This is a genomic window from Pseudomonas cedrina subsp. cedrina, from assembly GCF_001983175.1.
GTDB lineage: Bacteria > Pseudomonadota > Gammaproteobacteria > Pseudomonadales > Pseudomonadaceae > Aquipseudomonas > Aquipseudomonas cedrina.
Map to the genome: position 1 here is coordinate 46,665 of NZ_MNPW01000019.1, position 26,369 is coordinate 73,033.

At 59.2% G+C, this 26,369-nt stretch carries 12 protein-coding genes and 1 pseudogene; 4 read left to right on the top strand and 9 right to left on the bottom strand.

The genetic code is table 11. From position 1 onward, the window contains the following. Positions 1–72: 72 nt before the first annotated feature. On the bottom strand, positions 73–1,095 hold the full coding sequence (locus BLL36_RS28115; protein ID WP_076954861.1) for a zinc-dependent alcohol dehydrogenase family protein: 1,023 nt from the start codon (positions 1,093–1,095) through the stop codon (positions 73–75). Positions 1,096–1,363: 268 nt separating this feature from the next. Here BLL36_RS28115 and BLL36_RS28120 point away from each other — a divergent pair, with 268 nt between their 5' ends. Continuing rightward, a complete protein-coding gene (locus BLL36_RS28120; protein WP_076954862.1) occupies positions 1,364–2,278 on the top strand; it encodes a LysR family transcriptional regulator in 915 nt (304 codons plus the stop codon). Positions 2,279–2,537: 259 nt separating this feature from the next. Here BLL36_RS28120 and BLL36_RS28125 read toward each other — a convergent pair whose 3' ends face one another. Genes BLL36_RS28125 through BLL36_RS28135 form a run of 3 tightly spaced genes read right to left on the bottom strand, consistent with a single transcriptional unit; the run spans position 2,538 to position 9,728 of the window. Then, positions 2,538–3,560, bottom strand: coding sequence for a hypothetical protein (locus BLL36_RS28125; RefSeq protein ID WP_130926004.1), 1,023 nt, complete (start codon positions 3,558–3,560; stop codon positions 2,538–2,540). Continuing rightward, complete coding sequence (locus tag BLL36_RS28130) at positions 3,557–4,558, bottom strand: hypothetical protein (protein WP_130926005.1); 1,002 nt, start codon at positions 4,556–4,558, stop codon at positions 3,557–3,559. The genes BLL36_RS28125 and BLL36_RS28130 overlap by 4 nt, the downstream gene beginning before the upstream one ends. A gap of 13 nt (positions 4,559–4,571) precedes the next feature. Then, complete coding sequence (locus BLL36_RS28135; protein ID WP_083735349.1) at positions 4,572–9,728, bottom strand: AAA domain-containing protein; 5,157 nt, start codon at positions 9,726–9,728, stop codon at positions 4,572–4,574. Between the two features lie 233 nt (positions 9,729–9,961). On the opposite strand from BLL36_RS28135, the gene BLL36_RS28140 reads away from it, so the two are divergent. After that, on the top strand, positions 9,962–10,279 hold the full coding sequence (locus BLL36_RS28140; protein ID WP_057010989.1) for a hypothetical protein: 318 nt from the start codon (positions 9,962–9,964) through the stop codon (positions 10,277–10,279). Positions 10,280–10,288: 9 nt separating this feature from the next. Here BLL36_RS28140 and BLL36_RS28145 read toward each other — a convergent pair. Further along, positions 10,289–10,450 (bottom strand): annotated as a pseudogene (locus BLL36_RS28145) (transposase); the annotation flags it as partial. A gap of 146 nt (positions 10,451–10,596) precedes the next feature. Further along, positions 10,597–11,580, bottom strand: a complete 984-nt coding sequence (locus BLL36_RS28150; protein ID WP_076954866.1) for a 5'-nucleotidase — start codon at positions 11,578–11,580, stop codon at positions 10,597–10,599. Positions 11,581–11,882: 302 nt separating this feature from the next. Here BLL36_RS28150 and BLL36_RS28155 point away from each other — a divergent pair, with 302 nt between their 5' ends. Then, positions 11,883–12,173: a type II toxin-antitoxin system ParD family antitoxin gene (locus BLL36_RS28155; protein ID WP_076954867.1), complete on the top strand. Its 291-nt coding sequence runs from the start codon at positions 11,883–11,885 to the stop codon at positions 12,171–12,173. Positions 12,174–12,175: 2 nt separating this feature from the next. After that, entirely contained in the window at positions 12,176–12,532 is a 357-nt protein-coding gene (locus BLL36_RS28160; RefSeq protein ID WP_076954868.1) for a type II toxin-antitoxin system RelE/ParE family toxin, read from the top strand. Between the two features lie 441 nt (positions 12,533–12,973). On the opposite strand, the gene BLL36_RS28165 is transcribed toward BLL36_RS28160, so the two are convergent. The 3 genes from BLL36_RS28165 to BLL36_RS28185 all read right to left on the bottom strand — a co-directional run bounded on the left by BLL36_RS28165 (position 12,974) and on the right by BLL36_RS28185 (position 26,283). Continuing rightward, positions 12,974–13,447 carry a hypothetical protein gene (locus BLL36_RS28165; protein ID WP_076954869.1) on the bottom strand — a complete coding sequence of 158 codons (474 nt, stop codon included), beginning with the start codon at positions 13,445–13,447 and terminating at the stop codon, positions 12,974–12,976. A 154-nt stretch (positions 13,448–13,601) separates the two neighbouring features. Further along, entirely contained in the window at positions 13,602–13,976 is a 375-nt protein-coding gene (locus BLL36_RS28170) for a barstar family protein (protein ID WP_076954870.1), read from the bottom strand. Positions 13,977–13,989: 13 nt separating this feature from the next. Continuing rightward, complete coding sequence (locus tag BLL36_RS28185; protein WP_083735350.1) at positions 13,990–26,283, bottom strand: two-partner secretion domain-containing protein; 12,294 nt, start codon at positions 26,281–26,283, stop codon at positions 13,990–13,992. Positions 26,284–26,369: the final 86 nt, after the last annotated feature.

Consider the following 26,369-nt stretch of genomic DNA (forward strand, 5'->3'; position numbering starts at 1 on the left):
AGCCCTGTCATATGGCGCATTTGCCCCCTGTGCCAGCGACGAGGAATGCTCATTTGAGAACATTCCTACGCCCTAAACAGCTTCAACCTGCAAGGCAACACGCTCGCGACACGGGCATTCGTCCATATAGCGGTGCGCTTCGACGAACTGATTGAAGGGGAACACGGTGGTTTTCAGCGGCACCAGCACGCGGTCGGCTGTCAGTTGGTTGATATCCCGCAGGGCCCGCTGCAAGGCCACTTGGTCCTGAACGATGCCGAGCTCCGGTTTGCCGGTGAAATTACCGATGCAGTGCACGAAGAACTGAATATTCTTCTGAAACGCCGCACAGGCAGGGAATGGCGTCTGGTTGCCGCCTTGCAAGCCATACAGCACCAGGCTGCCGCGCGGCGCCAGTACATCGCCGAGTAACGACATCTGTGGGCCACCCAAGCCATCGAACACCACATCGACACCGCGGTTGTCGGTGAACTTGTTGATTTGCATCAGCAGGTCCTGCTCTTCGGTGACGATGACTTTTTCGGCACCCAGCGACAGCAGGTACTCGCGCTCGGCGCTGTCCTTGGTGGCGGCAATCACCCGCGCCCCCAAGGCCTTGCCCAATTGCACAAAGGACGGACCGGCGCAGTGGCTGGCGTCAGTCACCAAGGCAAATTGCCCAGGCTTGACCCGTGCCAGGTCCATGTACGCGAAGTAGGCAATCAGCAGCGGCGTGTAATGCACGCTCGCCTCGATAGGGCTCAAGACATCCGGGTAACGGGTCAAGGCCGAACGGGGCAGAACGATCTGCTCGCCATACACCGGATAATCATTGGGGCTTTCGGCCGGAAAACTGGCCACTTTATCGCCCACGGCCAGGTCATCCACACCGTCGCCGACAGCGACTACGATCCCGGCCATCTCATGGCCAAGGCCGGACGGCAAGCGAGCATGGGACGACGCCAGGTTCTGGCGCCACAAAATGTCATACCAACTGATGCCTATCGCCTCGACACGCACCTGCACTTCGCCCGGTGCGGGCTGCGCGGCTGCATGCTCTTCGCATTTGAGCACCTCGGCCGGACCAAACTTGTGAAAACGAATCGTGCGGGACATCGCAAACCTCGTCAAAGTAACTTCTAATGCCATGAACTCTATCTGGGCTTTGCGGGTAAGACCACCGGTCGCCGTTAATAGTCAACATGTCCATCATTGATTCCGCCTCTGCGGAATAGCCTTCATGTATCGTAGGAAAACTCAATTTTCCGGTGCAGAGTAACAGCCTTTCCCCGTAAGATTCATGCCGGTCATGCTTCCAGATGGAATCTCCGGGGTTCTTATATGATCGCTTTCGTCAAGTCAGCTGACTCCTCCAGGACACAAGATGAACCGTAACGACCTGCGTCGTGTCGACCTAAACCTGTTGATCGTATTCGAAACCTTGATGCATGAGCGCAGCGTGACCCGCGCCGCCGAGAAACTGTTCCTCGGCCAGCCGGCCATCAGCGCGGCGTTATCACGCCTGCGCGGGCTGTTTGATGACCCGCTGTTCGTGCGCACCGGCCGCAGCATGGAACCGTCGGCCCGGGCGGTGGAAATCTTCGCCCTGCTCTCCCCGGCCCTGGACTCGATTTCCACCGCCGTCAGCCGCGCCGCCGAATTCGACCCGGCCACCAGCACGGCCGTGTTCCGCATCGGCCTGTCCGATGACGTCGAATTCGCCCTGCTGCCCCCGCTGCTCAAACGCCTGCGCGCCGAGTCCCCCGGCATCGTACTGGTGGTGCGGCGCGTCAACTACATCCTGATGCCCGGCCTGCTCGCCTCCGGCGAAATCTCCATCGGCGTGAGCTACACCGCCGACCTCCCGGCCAACGCCAAGCGCAAAGTGCTGCGCCGCAGCCTGCCCAAACTGCTGCGCGCCGACAGCGTGCCGGGCTCCCTGAGCCTGGACGACTTCTGCGCCCGCCCCCACGCGCTGGTTTCGTTTGCCGGTGACCTGAGCGGGTTCATCGATGAGGAACTGGAAAAGCTCGGCCGCAAACGCCACGTGGTATTGGCCGTGCCGCAGTTCAACGGCCTGGGTACGTTGCTGGCGGGCACCGATATCCTGGCGACCGTGCCGGATTACGCGGCGCAGGCATTGACCTCGGCCGGTGGCCTGCGAGCGGAAGACCCGCCGTTGCCGGTGCGCAGTTTCGAACTGCACATGGCGTGGCGTGGGTCGCAGGATAATGATCCGGGCGAGCGGTGGTTGCGGTCGCGGATTCAGATGTTTTTTGGCGATCCTGAGAGTCTCTAGAAGTCGTCGAGCAGGCTGTTTATCTGATCATTTTTGGCTTTCCACAAACCATGAAGCTCCATTCACTTCCAGTGGATTGCTACATTGGGGGCACATTTGAGGGCATGCATTGGATGCTTCGAAAAGGATGCCCCCAGCCTGAGGCATCGCGGGCGCGGCGCACAAACCAATTGAGCCTGCCTGGCCGACCAGGTAAAACCACGGGCTTGCGCCTCGAAAGCAAGCCCGTATCCCGCGCGCTTGCGCCTTAACGCCTCAATCAGGCCCGGCAAATGATTGGGCGTAGCCAAGCATCGCGGTTTCTGGTGCGCAACCACAGGTGGACCTGCGCGTGATCGGCGTGTTGTGGCTCGGCATCGACAGCAATCAGGCAGTTCCCGGCATCAATCGATTTACCCATCAAAATATCTCGTTTGATCAGTACCGTGTCACCATCCCCCGGTAGTTCGTAGCAACCGTCGAGGGTCGACACGAACCACTGGCGCTGGAACCGGATGATGCCCAGAGGCTCACCGGGTACTTGTGCAATGGTGCGGGTCACATCACCCGCAACGCTGACGACCGAACCGCCCGCCGCAATGGCCCACAATTCCCCTCTCGGACCTTCGACACCGGCAATCATATTGATGAACGCGCCGGCCTCAGTCGGCCATGGTCCATCAATTCGCTGCCAGGTCCCGCCCACCGGCCGACGCAGGATCAGGCCCGCATACCCCAGCGCGTATATTGCGTCTTGCGTCTGGACAATGTTGTTGACACCACCCAGCGTTCCGACAATGTGATCGTCGTGTTCAAGGCGAGCAACATCGCCCGATGTCCAACGATACAACCGGCGGCTGAACGTACCGATCAACAAGCCATCGCTCGCCCAACACAGGCATTCAGCAAGCTCGACGTTCTGGCCATCCGTGGCCACATAACCCAGTGTGCGGGAGTACCACTCATCGCGCGGGTTGAGCTGTGGATGGGGCGTAACCTGCCGCCATCCAGCCACCTGTCCAAGGACGGTGTTGGTGATCAGTTCATCTTCGCTAGTGATCGCCCAGACTTGGCCGTCGCTATCATTGACGATGGCCTGGATGGCATCTGGCACCCAAACCTGTGGTTGCAGGCGTAAATGCTCACCGTCCAGTTCCCCCCTGATAATCCAGGACGATGTATGACCGCTTTCGTCCGACACGTGCACGGCAAACCAGGGCACACCGGCGGCCATTGTCAGGTCGGCAAGCTGGTAGCGCCGGGCGCCATGGGCGGGTGTTGATGGGTTTATGTTGTCGCTCATGTCACAGGCACCGGTTGTTGGGTCACTGTAGAAGGTACGTCGTAGAACAAAGGCAACTCCCTGTCCATGGGCCAGCCGGCCGCCGTGTAGAACTCACGCGCCTCAATCAGGAGCACCATGGCGACAGCGCGGCCGACACTTTTGCGTTCATTCCACGTCATGAACCCTGCCTGCGCCAAGGCAAAACCTTTGACGTTGAAACGTTTGAATTCATCCGAGTTGGCAAGGCCACTGTTCCTGACGGCCACATCCACACCCAGATCCGCGGTGGTATAGACATGGGTCATCCACTCAAGCACATGCTCCAGGTACTCGCCAGTCGTTGGGTTTTTCGCGGGCAGTGTCGGATCGCCGCGCAGCCGTTTGCGTGTGTGTTTCTGGGCGTCCGTCACAAATTTATGCTGCGATCCTCTGTTCTGTGAATCCTGTATAAACGTCGCGTAGCTCTGGTCAAGGCTGAAAGACTGCCCCCTGTGCAGTGACCCTCGCAGTGCCTTGTCGGGGATCAAGTGATCGGCATCGTAGCCACGGTAGATATTCAACACCTGGGCGTTGGCCGCGGACTTGACCTGGGAAATGATTTTGTAGCCGCCCGCCAAGGTGGGCATGCGTAGCAGTTCACGCATCGCTTGCTTGGTGCTGGCATCGAGCGCGTCGGTTCGCCAGTTGAGCCCATTGATTTTATTGGCCAGCGCGACCGTGGCTTCGATTTCCGCACGCAGCACGTCTGCCTGTAGCGGGTAGGCCGCTTCAATGACGCTGGGCCGCAGGTCCGATACGCTGTACGCCGGGTTGGACAGGATTCTGGAAATCACCTCGCGCGCTTCACGCTCACTCAGTGTGTGCCCATCAGTACGCGGGTAGGTAATGCCCGCGACGTCGAATGAATCAACGAACGTGTGCTGTTGCGCTTGGTGCGCAGCGACGAACGCTGCCTGGGCAACTGCGTCCGAGGGGTCGCGCAATGCAGCCTCATAGGCGTTTCGCATCAGGGTCATGGCGGCAAAACTGCTATTCATCGGCAGTGCCCTCCGCGCACGCGTTCGACGTATTGCCACGTACCAGATCATCGATGTGCTTGCCGAATGTCGAGGGCCTACCGTGTCCACGCGCTTGCATCCACGCCAATAAATGATCGACTGTCGGCTCAAGCAGTGAGCGGGTGCGTATGCCGTGGTCTTGCACTATCACTTGCAAGCGAGGGCTTTGCTCATCGAGCACTGCCTCCATCTCTGCCGACGCCCAATTGCGCGTGTGCTGGTGCAGGCCATCGGGGTCCAGCGTAAACCAGCCTGGGTAGCTGCCCGGCTTGCCTGTTATCACCTCGACACCAATTTCAACCTGCCGGACAGCCGGTTTACCCGGCCACGTCAGGGTGTAAATCCGGCGTACAGTCTGAAACTGTCCGTCTCGCAGGGAAGAGGCCAACATCAGTTTGGACATTAGGTCGTAAAGTTGCCGCTGCCTCGGGGTAAGCGCGGCCATTTTGGGGTTGTCGGCCTCCAGGCTGATGTCCAGAGGCACCAGTGCTCCGTGGGCACCGCTGCGGCCGCCGTCCGAAACCGGGTGGGTTTGCGCACCAGGCGCGGGATCATCGTCGTGCTGCTCGGCCTCAGCGGGTGAAGGCGAACCGGCAGGCGCGCCCCACGTATTCAGCTCGACGGCGGGCTGCAGGGAAAACAGCGCGACCTCAGCGCCTTGCGCATCGACCGTTGGTGCATGGGGGCCCGCAACCGGCTGCGCGCCGCACTGATCATCAAACTGCGCCGCCCAGGTGTGCACGAACGCAAGGTAGTCCGCCTCCCCTGCATCCGGCAATTGGGACAGGTGAGTCAGCGCATCGTCGAAGGCCATCAACAACGCATTGGCGCTGATTGTGTTCAGCCAAGGGTTGTTCAGCACCTTATCTGCCTGGCGCCGTCCGGACTCGGTCAGGAACAGGCGCCCCTGCGCATCCAATGCAGCCCAACCATTGTCGTTCGGTGTTGACTCGGGCTCGTCCTGCCCCTCGCGCATCTCATACAGTTTTTGCAACGTGCTCATGGTGCTCGACGGCATCCAGCCAAATCGCCTGAACGCCTCTTGCAGGACCAGGTTAGTGCCCAGGCTTTGAGCAGGTGCCAGCAGCAAGTCCTCATGCTCGAGCAGGCAAGGTGTCGGTGAAACCACCGCGTCGCTCAGTTGGTCGATCAAGGTGTGAACGCTCTCTGTACGGTCACTGCCCCACGAGCGCCAGGCTTCGCTGCCGCGCCGCACCATCAAGCGAGCCGGCACGAGGGTATCGTTCACTTTCAGGTTTATCGCGACACCCAACCGTTTACCGGGTAACCCCGGGGAGTCACCATGGCCCGCCAGTACCCTGAGCAAGGGCCCCTTGACCCGTCCGCCCCCGATAATACCGTGACGCATGTAGACCGAGCCGATGAGGTTGTCGAGCACCCGCTGGGCAATGGCTCCATATGCCAAGCCCATATTCAAGGCCCGGCAAGCGCTGCCAGCTCGCTCGTCGGCGGTAGCGCCCTCGACCTGTATACACCGCCCCTCCTCAAATGACCGGGCCATTTCGGGGGTGGTCAATGCATGAAACCTTACCCGACGCACCCTCTGGATATGCATGAACCACGGTGCTTCCTTGAGTACCTGGATCATGTGCCAGGCGATAGCTTCGCCTTGGGCATCATCGTCCGTCCCCAACACCAGCTCAGTGCATTGCAGTAAACGGCTGCCGGTATTGCGTAGGGACGCCGCCAGGTCACTGCCCTCGCGCTCGCTCAATTGCCAGTGCGGTTTTAACCCATCACGCCAACTGATCGCACCGGGGCCCGGAAGGTCACGAATATGACCGCCACAGCCGAACACCTGAGTACCGCCAGGTACCAGTTCTTGAATGATTTTCGCCTTGTGCAAGGATTCGACAACCATCAGCGTGGCGGGACCGAGCTTGCACGCTGGCACCCGCGGGGCGCAGGTGAGCCGCTCATGCTCTGGCTCACGCACACCGGCCAAGCATCGTCCTACCACAGCCGAAGGCAAATCGTTGTTCGGGTCCATCGCCTGCTGGGAAAAAAACAGATCGGAATGGCCAAACATAATGAAGCTTTTCTGCGCACGACTGATCGCTACGTTGAGCAGGCGCCCATCGTCACGATCGATAAACACCCGCTCACGATGATTGGTATCGGTTCGACGGCTGGCGCGGCTTTCCCGATTCACGGCACTGAACAACACCACAGGTTTCTCCGCCCCTTGAAGGGTATGAACCGTGCCGATGGTCAAACGCTCACTCAGGTCAGCGTCATCAGGGTCGAGTTCTTCGCGCACCCGACGCTTTATCGCTTCGACCTGGCCTCGAAATGGCGTGACGACCGCGACAAGTTTTTCCAACCCTATCGGTTGCTCCGGGTGGCCTTCGACCCTGGCGACCCATTTCGCCAGGCGCGGTCCGTGCTCTTTAAGCCAGTCCACGATGGCCTTGGCTTCTCCAGGGTTGGACCATGAGTCGCCTTTGCAGGGCTCATCGTTCGGGCCACCGGTCTGATAGAACCCGAGCGGCGGCAGCGGGAACGTTGCCTTCATGCGTTTGCGCAACTGCATTTCAGCTTCGCCCTCGAGCAAGGGCAACTCGGCATCCGCGAACAGCCCTGCCAGCGGGTTGGGCACTTTGGGTTCCAACTCTTTGCTGAGCAACCCGCCCTCGGCATCACGGTCGTGATCGTGGTACAGCAAATCGATACACACATTGATGATCGACTCTGCACAACGGTAGTGCTCCCGCAGGAGCAGCCCGTCCCGTAGCCGTCCGTCCGGCATGGCCTCGGCAAACGATGCCCCGGTTGCGGCAAGCTTCATGATTGAACCCGTGGCGGAGTCCGCGCCACGCACGAGCAAGGCGCCCAAAGACGACGGATCGGCCCAACGGTCCTGCACCTGGCGCGCATCGACCTCGGGTGTTACCGAAGACACGGGGGAGAGCTGCTTCATATCGCCGACCACCACGGCTTTTTTAGCCAGGCTAAGCACCGGCACACCCAGCTCCGGCGCAGCTTGCCCCGCCTCATCAATAATCAGTAAATCCAGGAACGCGAACAGCGGCCTACGGCCCTCTCCCAGTAACCGTGGGGCGCTGTGCAAGGTGGCGACAATGCACGGAAACAGCATGGCTGCGTGCCTGAGTGCCTTCTTTCGGCTGCCAGGCTCGGGGGTTGCGATCACACTGGCCAGCCAACGCGTCTCCCAGTAACGCGCGGCCAACTGGAAAATAATCGGCCGCCACACCACGTCCAGCAATTTCTGCTGCTGCGCCTGGCGCGCCTCGGGGGTTGCGGCCACACGCAAATCCGCGAGGATGTCGATGGCCCAGGAAGATGCCCATGCCTCACTGGGAAAGCGCGCAGCCAGTTCACCGGGCTCGATCAACGCGTCGATGTCAGCCTGGCGCTCGATTGCTGAGGCCAACCCACTGCGCAATACCTGGGTCAGCGTGTTCAAGTGCTCGCAGAGGGTCGACGCCGTAGGCGTTGTCGAAGCGCTCTTCTGCATGAGATAGATAAAACGCGTGGCATCACTGACCTGATGTTTCTGCTCAACGCTAAACAACGCATTGAACAACTCTGGCAGCTCGCGGAAGGCATTTTCAAAGTGCCGCGCCAAAGCAAGGGCTGCCGCAACACCGTCTTCGTACGATTGCTTGAGGCTGGAGGACCCGACGCCCAAGATGCGCAACTGCTTTTGCCGGATCTCAAGCGTGGTGAACTTGCTGCGATGGGTTTTCCCCTTGGCCTTGGACGGTGCGCTGGCGGTGAAACCCAATAGTGGCTTGCCCGTAGGGTCCAACCAACGACGTGCCAGGGCATGCTTCCTGCCTACGGCACCATTGAACGTGCCCATCACATTCTCGACACTCTGGTTGGTCGCCCCGCACACAAACGTGACGGGGCAATGTTCGCGGTTATCGTAAGCCGCCAACACCCATTGGTTGGCGATCATCGCACGCAGCAAGGCCGTCTTACCGGTGCCCGGCGGCCCACTGACCGCAACCACCCCGACCTGTTCACCCAACCGGCCGAGGGCGTGCAATGCGCGGCGCTGCGATTCGTTCAAGGGGTCTGCGCCGCGATTGACGTCTGGCTTGTCGAGGTGTGTGGCCTTATCGACCATGGCCACGTGCCGGATCGTCACCTGCGCCGCTGCCATGCCGCCTGCCTGGACAGCCAAACGGTTTCGTCCGGCGCCTATGAGCTGCTCCAGTGCGCCGATGGACGGCGCATTGGGGATCGCTTCATACACGTTGGCGAGCGCACGTGTTGCATAGCCAGGCTGTCGCGGCACCGCAACCCATTGCCCCGTGATCGGCGCCATTCCCGTCTCAACCCCATCCGCTTGAACGCGGGCGAACAAGGCAAAACAGGCGTCGACATAACCGCTCAAATTGGCGCTTTGGCTCAACGTCGCGAGAAATAGCTTGAGCTCGTCGCGATAGCAATCGAAGTGGCCAATGGCCGGCGGCAGGTCGTTGGCCGCCATCAATGGCTGCGGTTCAAGCCATTGGCGGACCACACGCGGCCGGCAATCGTTGGGGTCGCGTGGTAGGCATATTTGGTTTTTGTCGTTCAGGTCGAAAGGAAACCAGAACGCGATATTCAGCCGGTCGGGCTTGAGGCGGTTTTTTTTCGCGCCCGGCGCAGGCTTTTTATCCGGGTCGGGCCACGTGACCTGGACCTCATCGCTTGATGAGGTGGTTTGATGGAACACCAGCGCCATGGGAATACGCGGATCGTCATCCAGCTCGTCCGCCTCCTGCGCACCCTCTCCGTCGTCCTCTGAGGCCTCAAGCGCCTGCGCTTGCTGTTTTCGCCGGGCCTCTGCGGCACGCTCAGTGAGAATGCCCAGTGCCAGCGCCCGACGCTTGCCGAAACCGAGATTGAAGTTGGGCCAGGCCAGCCCCGCGAAATTCGTCACCGGGATGCGGACATCGGTGGCTTGCAGGCCACCCAAATCATCGGCAATCAGCGCTCTGTGCCAGTAGTCCAGCACATTCGCGGGCAAACACCCGACGGGTCCTGCCTGAGGGTCCACCTCCATCGAGTGCAGGACCTGCTCCTTGGAAACCGCTACAGCAGCAAAATCCTTGCGCAACCGCTTGCTCAAGTCCATGAGACGCCTAAACATTTCTTACACCCTATAAATCCGAACGGCATACGAAGAATGGCTCGTAGCGGCCAACAATGAGGGCCTATTGCCTTGGTCGCTGCAATTCAAACCGGGCACGTATAGTTAACGAGTGGCCTGTTCAATGCTATACAACTCGTGTTTAGGTCAAACGCACCGTCAACCACCCGAGACTTTCCCCGCCCATGCACGGACGCCCCCTCCTCATCGCCCTATTCCTCACCGGTACTGCCATGGCCGCAGAACCCTCCCGCTACACCTACGACGAAGCCCCCACCGATGGTTTCATGTACGCCGTGCGCTATCAACAAGCCAAACTGGCCTGTGGTTCGCTGCCCGAAGATCTCGAGGCGGACTATGCTAAAGCGATGCGGCTGACTGGCGAGGCCAGCCCTGCGTTTAAAGCTAGCTATGCACAGCGCTTGGCAACCCAGCCAAAGTGGAGCAAACCGGCGTCGCCTGAAGAACAGGCGCTTGCGTGCGAACAAAGCCAGCACACCTTGCGCGTAACGGTGCAGCTCGCCCGGCAATGGTTTCCCGGTGGCTGGTAGCCACGTGTTTTAACCCATTGATCGGCCCATTGATCGGCATAGGTATCTACACAACGATTGGACCTGACCAATCCAGCGGCGCAGAGCCGTAGGCCCAACGTCCATCGATGCACAGACGTCGGGAACTGAGCAGCTATCATCAAGAACCATGCTTGCAGCACGTTGCTTGAACTCGCGGGTGTAGGTCTATCGCTCTTGCATGGAACCTCCTGATTGGGCGAATCATATCGCCCTTAAGACGTGTCCGGGATCATTAGGCCAGTTCAAGCACAGAAGCGATACGAATTCCTGTAGTACTACGCGCTCAAGCCTCCGTGTTACACCATCTGCTGGACCTGATCTGCTTCAGGCTCTAGCGCAACCACTGTCGCGACATGGTTGGTGATGCCGAAAGGAATGTGCACGGATGGAGCAACTGCGCTAGTCGATTTAAGGTGCCCTGATTGGTCATCGAAGAAGATGTGCGGTTTCAATACACCTAAAATTTTGCCTTTCTCGATGCCACCCAGGAAGAATGCGTCATTGGTCATGACACCCCAACTCTTGAGTGTATTCATCGCACGCTCATGAGACGGAGCATTGCGGGCTGTGACGATCGAGACGCGTATGCGGTTTTCGTATTCAGGATTGAGCTTTTTGTGCTTCTCCTCGACCGACTGGATTTTGGATATCCGCACCATGAATTCCTTCAGCGGCCCAGGGTTATGGGGCTGCATGACGTTCTTCACTTCGTGCGCATGGAACTCAGACAATCCAGAGGCCTGCATGATTGTTTCGGACTCATCGCCGGCGAGCACGCCGTCAAAGTCGAATGCGATGCGTAGGGTTTTATCAGTTTCGTCGTCTTCGAATTTTGAATCGAGCACCTGGCCAGCCGGGTACCCGGCCCTGATAGCCGCTTCCACGTCTTTTTTGTCACCCGACAAAAATAAAGCGATATTCAGTGCTGGTATGTATTCATAAGGAGATTTTCCCTGCATGAAAATCGCCCTTGTCATCCCAAGCCCGTAGTGCTCGATAGTCTTCAGTACGCGCAGCCCAGTGTCGGGATCATTGCGCGAAAGAAGTATCACCTCGACGAGCGGATCCGTAGGATCGACGCTCAGGTCATTCACTGACAGTAAACGCTTGATGAAGGGGAACGCTATCCCCTTAGGAAGCGGGACGTGAAGATTTTTTTGCTGAAACTTGCGGTATTCCTCCTCCCCCTGACTCTGAAACACTGCGTCCGATGCCAACAAATCAAACACAGCGCTGGAAGCGACGCCGATCACCAGGCGATTTTCTAACTCGTAGGGCATTGAAACCTCTCTTGATGCCTCTAAACGCAAATATTGATGGGCATCGAACATGCCGATCGATTTCAGGGCGGATCGAGAAGCACACATCGCGCGCCTCCTCCCACGCACAGTCAGGCATATCAATCTTCAAATCAATCTGCAGGTTGCTTTATTATGGGCGGATGACTTTGAACCTTGCTGATTGGCGCCGAGTCAGCCGTCACCTGATCGCCGGATGTCGGCCCCAAGCTATTCTCCCGTGCGAAATTGGCATAATATGCCAACAATCAAAAGTACCTGTTTGCATAGAACTGGAGCTAGTTATGGCGACGCGAAACGTTGTGCTCACCCCTCACCAGGAACAGGTTATCCATGACTTGGTGCAGTCCGGCCGTTATCAGAATGCCAGCGAAGTGATGCGAGAAGGTTTACGTTTATTGGAGCAGCGCGTCGCCGAAGACACCGCCAAAATTGAGGCACTGCGTCAGGCGACCTCGATCGGCATCATGGATCTTGAGCACGGGCGCTTTACTCAGGTGAACGAAGGGGATCTGGAGCACTACCTCGAGGGCTTGAGCCAGGAGGCAACCCTCCCCGCGAGAGAGAAACACTGAGCATGCCGCAGTATCGGATCTCCAACCCGGCGCGCGCCGACATTGTCGACATCCTTAGGCTCTCCCAGACGCAGTTCGGCGATCAAGCACGCCAGCGCTACCAGGCGCTGATCCTCGCGGCGTTGCAAGCGCTTGCCGACACGCCTTATCGCATTGGCAGCCACGACCGCGATGAACTTGCACCGGGCCTTCGCAGCTATCACCTCATCTATTCACGCCAGCAGGCCAAACAAACCCATGGAACGGTCAAAAGCCCACGTCATATCGTGTTCTATCGTGTGACAAACGGCGACGTGATCGAGGTCGTCAGACTCCTTCATGACGCCATGGAAGTGCAGTTGCACTTGCCTAACGATTGATCAGCGACCTGGCCCAACGGCTTAACTGGCCAGGAATAGCGAAGTCCGTCGGAGATCGCCATTCGCGATCACTCGCACACTCGGTACGAATGGGGGCAAAAGTGGGGGCAAACAAAAGTGTTATCGACCTAAAAACATTGTCCCAGAGCCCTGTCAAAATGTTTTTTGGCGACCCTGAGAGTCTTTAAATCGCACACTGCGGCAAGAAGTGCTCTCCTTTCAAATCAGGCGCAGACCATCATATCGGCGGAGTCCGGTAACCCCGATAGCATGTAATGCGATCATTCCCACGCTCCGGCGTGTAAATGCAGCCCGTGACGCTCTGTGTCACAAAGAGCGGATGCAGAGCGGCCGGTGAAAAGCTACCACCGTGGGGCGTGGGAGCGATCAAACCGAAATTCCCACCATAAAAAACTATAGATTAGAAGGCATCCATAAAAACTACTCTCTGACCTGAGAAAAAGTAACCACTGGGCCATACTCCTGATCGGACACTATCGCTTGCACACAAAATTTCTTTTCTGGAAATTTACTCAGCAACACCATCCTCCATGACTGAGCAACAATCCTGCAGAGCTGTTCATAGACAGCCTCGTCCACCCTTTCCCTACAGCCTCCAAAAACATCATACAGATGCATATGATTCAAAACTTTTTCAACCGCCACTACATCGTAGTTACAAGTTTCCATCCAGTCCGAAAATGCTTCAACAGTAAATCTGCTTTCCAGAAACACTCCGGATTCGTGAAGAACAAAATCCGGGAATAAAACCTTGCAAAACAGCAAGGCATCTTCAGGATGTAAAATATCACTAATATAAGAAAACTCATCCAGCTCTGATTGATCCTCCCATTGGCCTTTCCAACGTTCGTATTTTGGAGAACTGACAGAATCTGTAGTTTTAATTATCTTCATGAAATTTCTTCTGCATTGATGCCTCGTGGAGGTTTCTTGCTCGGCAGAGATTATACTCTGATCGAAGTAGACGCAGAGCGCCGGTGCAACACGCCGACGCTGAGCGTGGGAGTGGCCATTTCCCCTTGAAAAATTAGGCTGCCTCAGTTCGCATCTACCCCTTCAGGATATCCTCGATTTCCATTTTATCAGAACAGAGAAAAACCACTTCAAGTTCATGTGTATCATTACTACGCCAATCAAGCACTGAATCACGCAGAACTTCCAAATATATTTTCAGTTCCTTTCTATCTAACGGAGGTAAAGCCTCGTGAAAGACCACTATCTTATGGCAAGGAATCCACTCAAAATCCCTCAAACAATCATATAACGCGTCCCAATTAAAACCAAAATACCCCGGAAACCAAAGTAAATAATACAATGACTTAATAAGCTCATCCGACACACCTATACCAGGATCAACCCTGACATAAAACACCTTAGCCGAATCGTAGGAAGGTGCCTGCTGTGTAAAGACGAAAGGTAGCATTTTCAACTCCTACTCAATTTTTTATTAAAATAAAAGTCTTATAGTGATCAGAGGTATAATACATCTCCCCTCCCTTTCCAACAACTATACGCTGCGGCCCAGGCCCTGAAATACCCGGAGAAGGATGCACATATTCCTTATAGTATCCCTCAGGCTGCACTGGCAAATCCCCTTTGTTATTCCTAAATACAGAGCCATCGTTTCTGTGCGGGTAGGAACCACCTGACTTTATCCGATCTAATGTCGGACCAAGATCCACAGTACCTTTGTAGACTTTTCCTGTTTTCTGATCGACAACTGTTGCACCTTCAATAAAGCGAGTATTAATCGGACACGGCCCAGTGTTGTGTACCCATGTTTTCAGTTTACCAACATAGAACGTATGACCGATATCGACCGTGAGGTTGTAGGTTTTTCCTTGCGGTTGAAACAGCTCCAGCGACGTAACCCGTGTCGATACGTTCTCGCTTGCACCGTCCCCCAGAGACTGAAGTAGATCACCCGCTTCAAGGTCAATAACGGGAATAAAGTCATGCTTTGCCGGTACATAGAACGGATGTGAGGGTGTTACAAATAGCGTTTCACTTTCAGCCGCACCATCTGCACGGATGCTCGTGAGTCTGAGCTTGTAGATAGGCTGGTCGGAGCGTTTGTGAGTCGCCAGAATGGCGGCTGCAAATGGCTCACCTCCGTTTTCAGGCTTGCTCCAAACGATATCGCCAACATTGAGCGTTTCGATCGCCTTGGCACCCGAAGGGGTGGCGACCATGGTGCCGGCAGCAAAGCAGCACGGTCCTTTTCCGGCCCCTGGATTCTCACCGAAGCCATCGGCATCCTTCGAGCCACCATTGCCGGGTTTCACGGGCTTCCCGCCTTTACCGACACCTGCAACAACCTTGGTCCCCCAGCCCTCGGTTAGCAACATATTGCCCATATTGCTGATCATGGCCGCCCTTTCGGCCACGCTGAGTGTGCGACCCACCGCCTCGTCCAGCCAGGAAGTCTTTTTCTCCCATTCCTTGAGATTGGCACTCTCGGCGGGCGTCAACCAGCCTTCCTTGATGTATTTGGCCGTGATGATCTGGTCATCGGTCACATAGATATTGCCCCAAGGGTCATACCCTTGGGCCGGTTGCGCGATGAGCCCTGGATTGCCCACCAGCATCCCGGTCATGTCATAGGAAACCTTGTTCCGGTAGAAGCTGACCAACTCCTGCGCAACCGGGTCGTCCATAGCGATGGTGTTGGCTTTCAGGCCTTCGACACAGGCACGGGTTTCACATAGGTCGATCAACTGCGAACGTTCGGCCGAGATCTTTTCATACTTGCCTATCAGATCGCGCTGTTTCGCTTCGGTGCAATTTCCGCCGGACCTACAGGCCTTCAGCTCGTTAAGCAATCGCTCCGCAGTTGGGTGATCGAGGCTGTTGAACTTGGTGGCCTGCTGGGTGACCCAGCCCGCCACTTCCAGTTCTTTATCAGAGCCCCCCGCGGCTCCAGCAACCGTTACGCCGATCAACTGCGAGGTCATCGCCAGCAGTTGGTCATGCATGTCGCCGACGAATATCTTGTCGCCGACCGAGGCGACAAAGGCCTCATTGGCACCGGCTGCCAAGGCCCCAGTCCGGAAGCTGCCTCCGGCCGCTTCCGCTATCAGGCCACCGACGATCGCGTGTGCGCCGACCTTGGCCGGAATCCCGGTGAATTCAAGCTGTGTACCCAAGCGGTTATAGATGGAAGCCGACAGGACGTCCGCAGCCGCACTGATACTGGCCTGGGCCAGGTTGTTCTTGAGGCTGCCACCATTGATCGCGGTATTGGTGACCGCACCAAAGCCCTTTTCAGCCAGGGTGTAGCCGACAAACTTGGTCAGGCCATCGGTGCTGGCCAGTTCAAAGCCGTGGGTCGCTTTACTGGCATTTTCGGCGGAAACACCGAACGCCTTGTCCAAGACACCCGATGCAAAGCCCGCAACCAGCCCGCTGATCAAATACCCCTTGAGGCTTTCCGTCGAGGTGACATCCTTGAGGACCGCGCCCAGGTTGCCTTTGTTGTTTATCGTACTGACCACCGTCTGGACCACGGCAGCGGTGTAGGCTGCCGATGCAGCCGCACCAATCGCGGCGGCGGTGGTCGCACTGATCCCCGCGGCTGTCGCGGCCCCACTTGCGCTGGCGCCAACGGTAGCGGCCGTTCCCGAACCCGCCGTTACCACCGTCACGATAATGACCACCGCCAGCATTGCCCCCATGCCCATGCCGGAGTTGCTGTATTTGAAAGAGTCGTGGACCTCTTTCACACGCTGCCAATCGACATCGCCACGCTGCTCGGCTTCTTTGAGCCAAGCCAGTTGGGGATCCGCCTGGACCATCGCATCAATGGTCTGGCTGACCGTCTTCTGGTCAATCTGCTTGATGTCGATATGCACGCCCTTGGCGGCAGTGATCGCCAGATCACCCTTGCTGATCAACTCGCTCTGACGCAGGGTTTCGTCGGTATGCCCCTTGCCTTTCGAGGAATTCCACGCGAGGCTGTTGTTGGTCTTCTCGTGGCTCTCCTGGCTCAGGTCCTTGACGCCCTCGAAGGTAATGGCCCCCTCGCTGTTGAGTATCAAGTCTGCGCCGCTTTCAAGTTTCGCGACCTGATAACGCTGATCGCCACCGCTGATCAATGTCAGATCACTCCCCGTGGTGATCTGGGTGCCCACGTTGATGGTTTTTGTCACCTCATCGTGCTTGGTCTGCTTGCGCCCCCAACTGCCCTTGCTCTTTTTGTCATACAGCGAGTAATCGGTGTCCTGGGCCGCCAACACATCCAACTGTCCAACCGCCGCCAGGTAGGCCTCATTGCCGGCATTGATCCGACTCGAGATCAACGCCATATCTTTGCCGGCATTGAAGGTAACGTCTTGCCCGGCATTCACGACACTGGAAATCTGTTTGACGTGGTCTTCCTGTTTCGTGACTTTCTTCGACTTGGAATACGAATGGCTTTCGTCGGCAGCCGAAGACACCGTAAGGTTATCGCCCGCTCCAAAGTCGATGTCCCGCTTGGCCTCTATCTCGCTGGCAACCACTGCCAGATCACGCCCCGCCTGGACAGAGAGGTCACGCCCCACCGTCAGATCCGAGCCGTATTGGGTAACGCTGCTGCTCTTGGCGCCGGCCACCACGCTGTTGCGCTGTTCGGCGGCGGCAATAAAGGCATCCCGGCCTGCGTTGATCGTTGTGTCACCGCCGCTTTGCAAGGTGCTGCCGGTGCTGACGAAATCCCGTGCGGCCTTAATGGTCAGGTCGTTCGCCGCCTCTATCCGAGCGCCACTGTCGGCATACTCATTGTGTCCGCTGTAACCTTTGTAATTGACGTCATTGCCGACCACCGTGCGTTGGTTGATCACGTCGCCGGCGATTGCGGTCATATTGACGTCCCGCCCCGCGATGACACCGCCCGCCTTGTTGATAATGTCGTTACCAGCCAGCAGATCCAGGCGGTTCCCGGCCTCGATCAAACCGCTGTTGACCAGATCATTACCCGCGGTCGCGTAAAGGTTGTTACTGGCCCGCAACGTACCGGCGTTATTCAGGTTCTTGCCGGCAATCAGCGTGACATCCCACCCCTGGATCAGCGCCCCGTTAGGCGCCAGGCGATTGGTGGCCTGGGCCAGGTACAGCACCGGCACCAAGACCTTCTCGCCATTCACCTCATGCTCTTCGAGCCAGACGATATCGTGGGTCAGCGCCGCGACCTGCTGGGAGGTCAGGCTGACACCCACCGACAGGTCCAACTGCTGCTTGCTCTTGATGGCGTTGTCCATCAGGTATTTGTAAAGCGCTTCGTCGGAGGTCTGACCATCGATGAAACGTCGCCCGGTACGCTCGACCACCGCCTGCTGGATCAGCTTCTGCTCATAGAAACCGTCGCCCAGGCGTTTCGCGCTTTGATCGGGGTTGTAGTCGAGGTTCGCCAGCAGGTAGTCCGAACTCATGAACTGCTTGAGGTCGGTCAGCACCGGGTTGGTCTCGATCAGGTACTTCTGCGGGTTGGACCTGCCCGAGGTGTCCGGCAGACCCTGCACGCGATTGATGACCTGGCTGCCCACCGGGGAAACCCCACCCACCTGCTCCGGCAACCGGACACTGCCGGAGTCGCCCGGCGCACTGACACTGATCGCGCTGCCGGAAACACCGCCGCTCGTGGCCTGGCGCGTATTCTGTTCGAGTTGAAGATTGCTCGCGGCGATCCGCGCCGCATCGCTGAACTGCAGGTTGCGCGCCTGGACATCATCCGCGCCCTGTTGGCGCTGGACATTGCTGACTGTCGCGCTGCCCATGCTCCAGGTCTGTGGCCCGACGCTGGCTTGGCTGGCTTGGGTCGCAGAACCACCCTGCCCGCTCAGGCGGAACAGTCCGTTTTGCCCGCTCGGCAGGCTGAATCCTTGGGACGCCACCGGATCCACCCGCTGCTGGGCCAGGTTCGGCGGCAGTTGTGGGTTCAGGTAGACGACCGTCGGTTTGACCGCGCTGCCGACCTGGGTCCCGGTGCCGCTCTTCGTCGTCCCGGCGAACTGGGTATTGGCGTGCAGGTTGCTGTTGTCGATGGTGTTCTTGGCGTTGATCTGTATCGCCTGCCCGGCCTGGATCACCGAAGCGACACTGCCACCACCGGCGGTAAACACTTTGTTATCGCTGCTCAGGGTGCCGGCCAGGATGCCGGCGGGAATGGCCACATCCGGTCCCTGACCGAATTTGGTGTTCACGGTCGTGGTTTTTTGCTTGCCGTAATCGTTGAGCTCGATGTGAGTCCCGCCTTTGTCGGGTTCATGCACGCTCGTCCTGTATCGGTAGACGTACTGGGAATATCTTTGCGCGTAGGCGTCCAGCGCTTCGTTCGAGTAGGTTTTTTTAGCGAAGATATTGCGCACGCCGGTATAGACCCGGTTACGGGCGAAGTTGCCGGCCTCCAACCCCAGGTTTTCGAAGGTGTCCACGTTCAGGCGAATATTCTTGCCGGCGGAAATCGTCGAGGCGGTATTGGAAAACCGGCCGACATCGCCATCAATGCTTCCGGCCACCGCCAGGCTCGCTCGCGCGCCGCTGATGGTCGACTCCGAGGTGTAGTTTTCGGAGACATAGAACGTGTCGCCGTTGAACGTAATATCGCCCGACACCAGCCGCTCTTTGCCGATAACCCCTTCGGTCTTGTTGTTGAAGCTGTTCGCCGACAGCGAGAAATCCCCGTCGACATTGATCGAGGACGCCAGGTTGGTCACGTTGTTGGCGCGACCGCCATTGAGTCCCGAGATGTTCAGGTTGCCGATGCTGTAGACGTCACCGTTGTCGTTGGTGAAGTCATTGACCAGCAAGCCCATGTTGCGGCCGCTGAAGATCAGGCCGTGATCGTTCACCAGGGTTGACGTCTTCAGCGTCAGGTCCCGGGCCGCTCCGAGCGTGCCGGTGTTGCCGATACTATTGGCGGTGACCGTCATGGAACCGCTGGATGTCAGGCGTCCGGCGTTGCTCAGGCCACCGACATTGATCGTGGTGTCCCCACCACTGGCAATGGTCGTGGCAGTGCCCAGGTTCACCTGGCCCGCGCTCAGGCCCAGGGTACCGACGCTGCTGTAGCGCCCGTTACCGCCGTAGGTGCCGACCAGGGTCAGGTTGGCTGTACCGTCACTGGCGATCAGCCCATCGTTGTTCCAATTGCCGCCGTTGCCGGTCAGGCTGTCGGAGGCCAGCAGTTGTCCACCCGCCGTCTGGGTGAGCGTGTTGACGTTCACCGTCAGACGCCCGGCCTGGATCACGCTGCTGTTGGTCCAGCTGTCCGCCGTCAGGGTCAGGCCGCCACGGGTCACCAGGCTGCCACCGGCATCGGTGATATTGGCGGTGCTGATATCAAAGGTGCCGTTGCCCACATGAAGCAGACTGCCGCCCAGATTCTGGAAGCTACCGGCATTGAGGGTCAGGTCGCTGTTGGCGGTTTCCAGCTTGCCGTTGCGGTTGTCGAACAGGCCGCCGATCTGGAAGTCGGTCTTGCCGCTGGTGCCCAATGCACGGATCTGCCCGGTCTGGTTGTCGAGGCTGGCCGCACGCACGCTCAAACTGCTGTCGCTTTCAATAACGCCCAGGCGGTTGTTCAGCGCGCCGTTGAGGCTGAGGTCGATGCGCTGGCCGGCGATCTGTCCGTCGTTATCGCCGCTGTTGTCGAAGTTGTTGCCGCTGACCTGCACCAGACCCTTGGCGTACAGGCCGCCATTGCGGTTATCGAAGTCGGCGGTGGTGACCAGGGCATCGCCACTTTGCGCCCCGATCCGCCCGCCGTAGTTGTCGATCCCGCCCAGGGCGCTGAGCTTGAGGCGCTGGGCCTGGATGATGCCGCCCTGACGATTGTTGCCCAGGTCATAGCCGTTTTTCAGCACGCCAGTGAGATGGGCTTCGAGGGCGCTCTTGACGCTGGCCAGGGTGCCACCACGGTTGTCGAGGTTGGTCGCGCTGACGGTCAGGTCGCCATCCTGCGCAATCAGCTTGCCGCTCTGGTTGTCGATATCGCCGCTGACCGCCAGGTTCAGCGCACCCTGCCCTTGCAGGGAGCCCTTGGCGTTCGCGAGGCTCGCGGCGTCGACGCGGACGTTACCGTTCTGGCTGTAGATCAGGCCGTCACTGTTGTTCTGTACGGCACCGGTGCTGCTGATCACCACGTTGTCATTGGCCGCGACGGTGCCGCGATTGCGGTTATCCAGGCTGCCGGTGAGCAGGTTCAGCAAGCCCTGGCTGACCAGTTGGCCACCCTGGTTGTCGATCTGGCTGCTGCGGCTGATCACCAGCGGCCCGGCGCTGGCGAGCTTGCCATTGATATTGGTCAGGGCACCGAGCAGATCGAGGCTGACCGCGCCCTTGCCCGCCAGAGTGCCGGTGCTGTTATCCAGGGTGGTACCGGTGAAACCTATGCTCTGCTGCGCGCTGATGCTGCCGCTGTTGTTCAGGGCCATGGCTTGCAGGGTCAGGGCCGCACCGCTGTCGATAGAGCCGCCCTGAGCGTTGTTCAGCAGGCCACTGACCGTCAGTTGCTGGGAGCCGCCGCTGGACAGAATACCGGCGCTGTTGTCGAGGCTAGCCGCGTTGACGGTCAGGGCCTGCTGGCTGACCAGCGCACCGGCATTGCTGTTGAGCAATGCGCCGCTGACGTTGACATCAAGATTGCCGCTGCGACTGGACAGGGTACCGCTGTTGCGGTTGTCCAGGCTCGCGCCGTTGACGGCCAGCCCCTGCCAGCCGGAAACCAGGCCGCCCTGGTTGAGCAGGCTGTTGCCGGTCACGCCCAACTGGTTGTTGCTGATCAACTTGCCACCGCTATTGTCCAGCGTTCGTGCGGTGAGGTTGAAGCTCTGGCTGCTGGAGAGTTCGCCGCCCTGGTTGTTCAGGTCGCGCAGACGATTGAGGGTCAGGGGGCCCTTGGCGTTGAGCAGGCCGTTGCGGTTGTTGAGATCACCGCCCGCCAGATCGAGACGGATGGCCTGGTCGCCGAGCAGACGGCCGCCGTTCTGGGCCAGGGCACCGAGGGTCAGATCGATATCGCCCTTCGCCGAGACTTCGCCGCCATTGCCGGAATCCAGGCTGCTGGCGTTGATCGTCAATCCGGCCTGGCTGTTGATCAGGCCCTTGCCGCTGTTGTTCAGGGCCATGGCATTGAGGGTCACTGCGCTTACACCCAGCAGGGTACCGCCCTGGTTGTCGAGGGCGGCGCTGCTGACTTTCAAGGTTTGGGCGGCGTTGATCAGGCCTTGGTTGCGGTTGCTCAGTTGACCGTTGGTGGTCAGGTCGAGGTCGCCACGACTGGTCACAGTACCGCCGCTGTTGTCGAGGCTGGCGCTACGGATATCTAGCGAGGCGGCGGCGATCTGACCCTTAAGGTTGCTCAGTGCCTGATTGATCCGCAGGGTCACGGCCTGATTGCTCAGCAGTTTGCCGCTGCTGTTATCCAGGCTGTCGGCGGCCAGTACGAAAGCTTGTGCACTGGAGATTTCACCGCCCTGGTTGTTCACGCTCTTGAGGTTGTTTAGCAGCAATGAGGGCGCGTTGATCAGGCCGTTCTGGTTGTTCAGTTGGCCGTTGTTCAGGTCCAGGGTCAGTGCCGTGTTGCTGAAGAGCTTGCCGTTCTGCTGGTCCAGGCCGGTGACGCTGGCGATCAGGGTCTTGTCGCTGCCGATGCGGCCGTCCTGGTTGCTGACCTGCCCTGCCGTCAGGGTGAGGCTGTCGTTGGTGCTTAGGCTGCCGGTGCGATTGTCGTAAGCGCCGGTGGTGACAGTCACTGCGCCTTTGCCGCTGATGACCCCCTGCTGACTGTTGTCGAGACTGGCACTGCTCAGGTTGATGCTGCTGTCACTGACCAGGCGTCCGCCCTGGTTGCCCAATGCACCGTTGGCCTTGACCTTGAGAGCACCGGCACTCGACAGGCTGCCGGCGTTGTTGGTCAGCGCGGAGCTGGTGATATCCAGCTGGCCTTCGCTGCTGATCAGGCCACCGCTGTTGTCGAGGTCACCGCCGAGGGTGGCGCGGATGTCTTGGCCGCTGATCAGTTGGCCACCGGTATTGTCGAGGATCTGGCCGTCCACTGTGACGCCGCTCTCGCCCTCGAGCAGCCCCAGGCTGCGGTTGAGCACCTGGGCCATTTCGAGTGCCAGCGTGGTATCGGCGAGGAGCTTGCCGCTGTCGCTGTTGTCCAGGCGCTTGCCGGTCAGACGGATATCGGCACTGCTGGAGAGTTCGCCGCCGCGGTTGTCGACAGCGTCGACATTGAGTGTCAGCGCTTTTGTCGCGCCTATCAGGCCGTTCAGGCGGTTATCCACGGAGGCACCGCTCAGGGCCAGCAGGCCGCTGGCGATCAGCTTGCCGTTGCGGTTGTCCAGGGCGGCAATGTGCGCCGTGACATCGGCCTTGCCGGAGACGGCACCGTTGCTGTTATCCAGGCTGTTGGCTGTCAGCAGGAGTGCGCCGTCGCCTACCAGGGTGCCGCCCTGGTTGGTAAATGCCGCGCTCACCCCCAGGTCGACCGCACCTCGGCTGCTGATCAGACCCTGGCTGTTGTCCAGGCTGGCGCTACGACTGTCGAGAGAAGCCGCGGCCACCAGGCCCTTGATGTTACTCAGCGCCTGATCGATACGCAGGGTCAGGCCCTGGTTGCTCAGCAGCTTGCCATCGCTGTTGTCGAGGCTTTTCGCGGTCAGCGCAAAGGCTTGGGCACTGGAGATTTCACCGCCCCGGTTGACCACCTCGTCGAGGTTCTTCAGTACCAGCAGCGGGCCGTTGATCAGCCCGCCGCTGTTGTCCAGGCGGCCGTTGTGCAGGTCAAGGCTCAGTTGGGTCTTGCTGAACAGTTCACCGCCTTGCTGATCGAGACCGGTGACGCTGGCGGTCAGGTCCTTGGCACTGGCAATACGGCCGGAAGCGCCGTTGCTGACCTGGGTTGCCGTCAGGTCCAGGCGGTCGTCGCTGGTCAGTCGGCCTCCCTGACTGTTGTCGAGGGTACCAGTGGTGATGCGGGTCTCACCCTGGCCGCTGATCAGGCCTTTGCGGCTGTTGTCAAGGCTGTTGCTGGCGAGTACCAAGCCCTGGTCCGTGAGGATCGAACCGCCCTGATTGAGCAACGCCCCCAGGCTGTCGATCGACAGGTCGGCGGCACTGCCAAGCTTGCCCGCTGTGTTGTCAAGGCTGCCGACTTTGAGGCCCAGGGCACCTTCGCTGCTGAGCAAACCGGTGTTGTTGAGCAGCACGCCATCGAGGCGGATATCCAGGCCCTGCAGGGCGGAGATATTCCCGCCGCTGTTGTCCAGGGTCGTGCCGCTGAGGTTGACACTGCCTTTGGCGAACAGGCGGCCCTGGTTCTGGTTGATCAATTGCGCCACGGCGACGCCAAGATCGGTCTCGGTCAACAGCTTGCCGCCATCGCTGTTATCCAGTCGCTGGCCGCTGACATTGACGCTGCTGCGGGTACTGGACAGCTCGCCGGCACGGTTGTCGATCTGCTCGACCTGGACGGTCAGGCCCTGGGTACTGGCGACCGTGCCGCCATTGCGGTTATCAAGGTGCTTGCCGATCAGCAGCAAGGAACCTTGGGCCACCAACGCCCCGCCCTGCTGGCTGAGGCTATCGATCTTGGCCTCCAGACCGCCTTGGCTGGCAATACGGCCCTGGGTGTTGGCAACTTCCTTAGCCTTGATACTGACCGGCCCGACTGCGCTGAGCAGGCCACCGCTGTTGTCCAGCCGGGTACCTTCAAAGCCGAGGGCCGCCTTGGCGACAAGGTTGCCCTTGTCGCGGTTGTCCAGTTGATCAACCAGCAGCTTTAGGTCCTTGTCGGCCTGGATCAGGCCGCCACTATTGTCCGCCGAACCGCTGCGCAAGGTCAGGTGGTCCTTGCCCGCCAGGCTGCCGCCGCGGTTGTCCAGGCTGCCAGTGTTCAGCTCAATGCTGCCCGTGGAGCGCAGCTTGCCCTGTTCGCGGTTATCGAATGCGCCGCTGATGGTGGCGATCAGCTTGCCGTCCGCCGCAAGCACCGTACCCATCCCGCGGTTGTCGAGGCTGGAGGCGGCCAGGGACAAAGCCTTGCCGGAACCCAGGGTCCCACCGTGGTTATCCAAGGCACCGCTGAGGTCGATGTTCAAGCCCAGATCGCCAGTGATCTGCCCCCGGGTATTGTCCAGGCTGACGGCCTTCAAGGTGGCAAGGGTTGAACTCGACAAGCTGCCGTCACGGTTATTGATCGCGCCGCTGGCAGTGAGACTGAGCCCCTTGTCAGCCGCGATCAGGCCCGAGGTGTTGTCGAGGCTGGCGACATTCAGAGTGACATCGGCCAGGCTGGAAATTTCCCCGCCGCGATTACCCAGCGCGCCGACGTTGACCAGCAGGTCGCCGTTGCTGGAGATCAGACCGTCCTGGCCGTTCACGGCCTTGTCGGCGGTCAAGGTCAGACGGTCGGCGCTGAGCACCCGCCCCTTGTTCTGATTGTCGAGGGTACCGGCGGTGACGGTGGTTTGCCGCTGCCCGCTAAGGGTGCCGCCTTGGTTGTTCAGGGTCTGGGTGGCAGTGATGTCGAGGTCACGGCTGGCAATGATGTTCTTGCCGGCGTTGTTGAGGTTTTGCGCGCTGATGCTGACATCAGCTTCAGTGTTGCGGGTGTTATCGGCATTGACCCCGGCTTCGATGATGCCGTTGTTGGTCAACTGGCCGCCGCTGGTGAGCGTGATGTGGTCCTTGGCGACAAGGTTGTTCTGACTGGTCAGGTCGCCCTGGGTTTTCACGTCCAACGTGGTGCCAGCGTAGACCGGCCCCTGGAGGTTGGCGCTGGCGGCCGTGATATTCACTACGTTGCTGGCGGCGAGTTGCGCGACGGTCAGGTCGCCGTTGGCATCGATCTGGATATCGCCCGCACTGGCGGCCATCTTGCCGTCGAGCTTTACCCCGACCCCAGCTTCGCTGCTCACCAGCTTAATCGCCCCAGCGTACATCCCGCCCAGTGCCGAAGAGTCAATGGCCAGTTGCGGCTTGGTCGCCGGATCCGCAGCACGGGCGGTGGCCTTCAGCGTCTTGGCATCGACGTCATTGGTACCAGCAATGATCGCCAGATTCTTAGCCTGAATCTCGGCATTGATCCTGGCCGACCGCGCGATGATTTCAAAGCTGTCGACGTTGTTGGCATTCAGACCCGCGCCTTCGATGGACACACTGCCTTGATCGACCTGATAGCGGCTAATCTGGCCGTTTTCAATCACCGCTTTACCGGTGGTCAACGTGGCTTGCGGGGTGTTGATAAAGCCGCAGCCGTTGCACGTAATGCCGTACGGGTTGGCCACGATCACATGCGCCGACTGCCCCGCCACTTCGGTAAAACCGCGCAACTGACTTGGGCTGCCGCCGTTGACTTCGTTGAGGATCACCTTGGCAGCCGTACCGTTGAGGTTCTGGTTGCCGAGAATAATCCCGCCCAGTTGCGTGGACTGCGTGCGGCCGGTTGCGTTGTTGAGGATCACGCCTTGCTGACCGACGTTGTAATCACTGAACTTGTTATGCGACAACCCGCTGCCATTGGGCGCCGCGATGTTGACGATGGGCACGCCGTTACCCGCCTGGCCCAAACTGGTGCCGGGCGCGCTGACCACAATCCCGTCCGCCTGGGCCAGCAACGGCTGCCAGAACATCGCGTTGGCCAGCACCAATGCCAACCCGCGTTTGGGCAGGCCCAAAAAGCTGGAGCGGGTTTTCACGGCTGCGGAAGGTTGGCGCGCAAGGAAAGCGAACTGGCGAACGTCCATGTCAGGTCTCGATGCCCGAAGGCGGTAAAAATTTAAAGGAAGAAATCCAGGCGGAAATAAACCGGCGCTTCACGTTCAGTGATCGG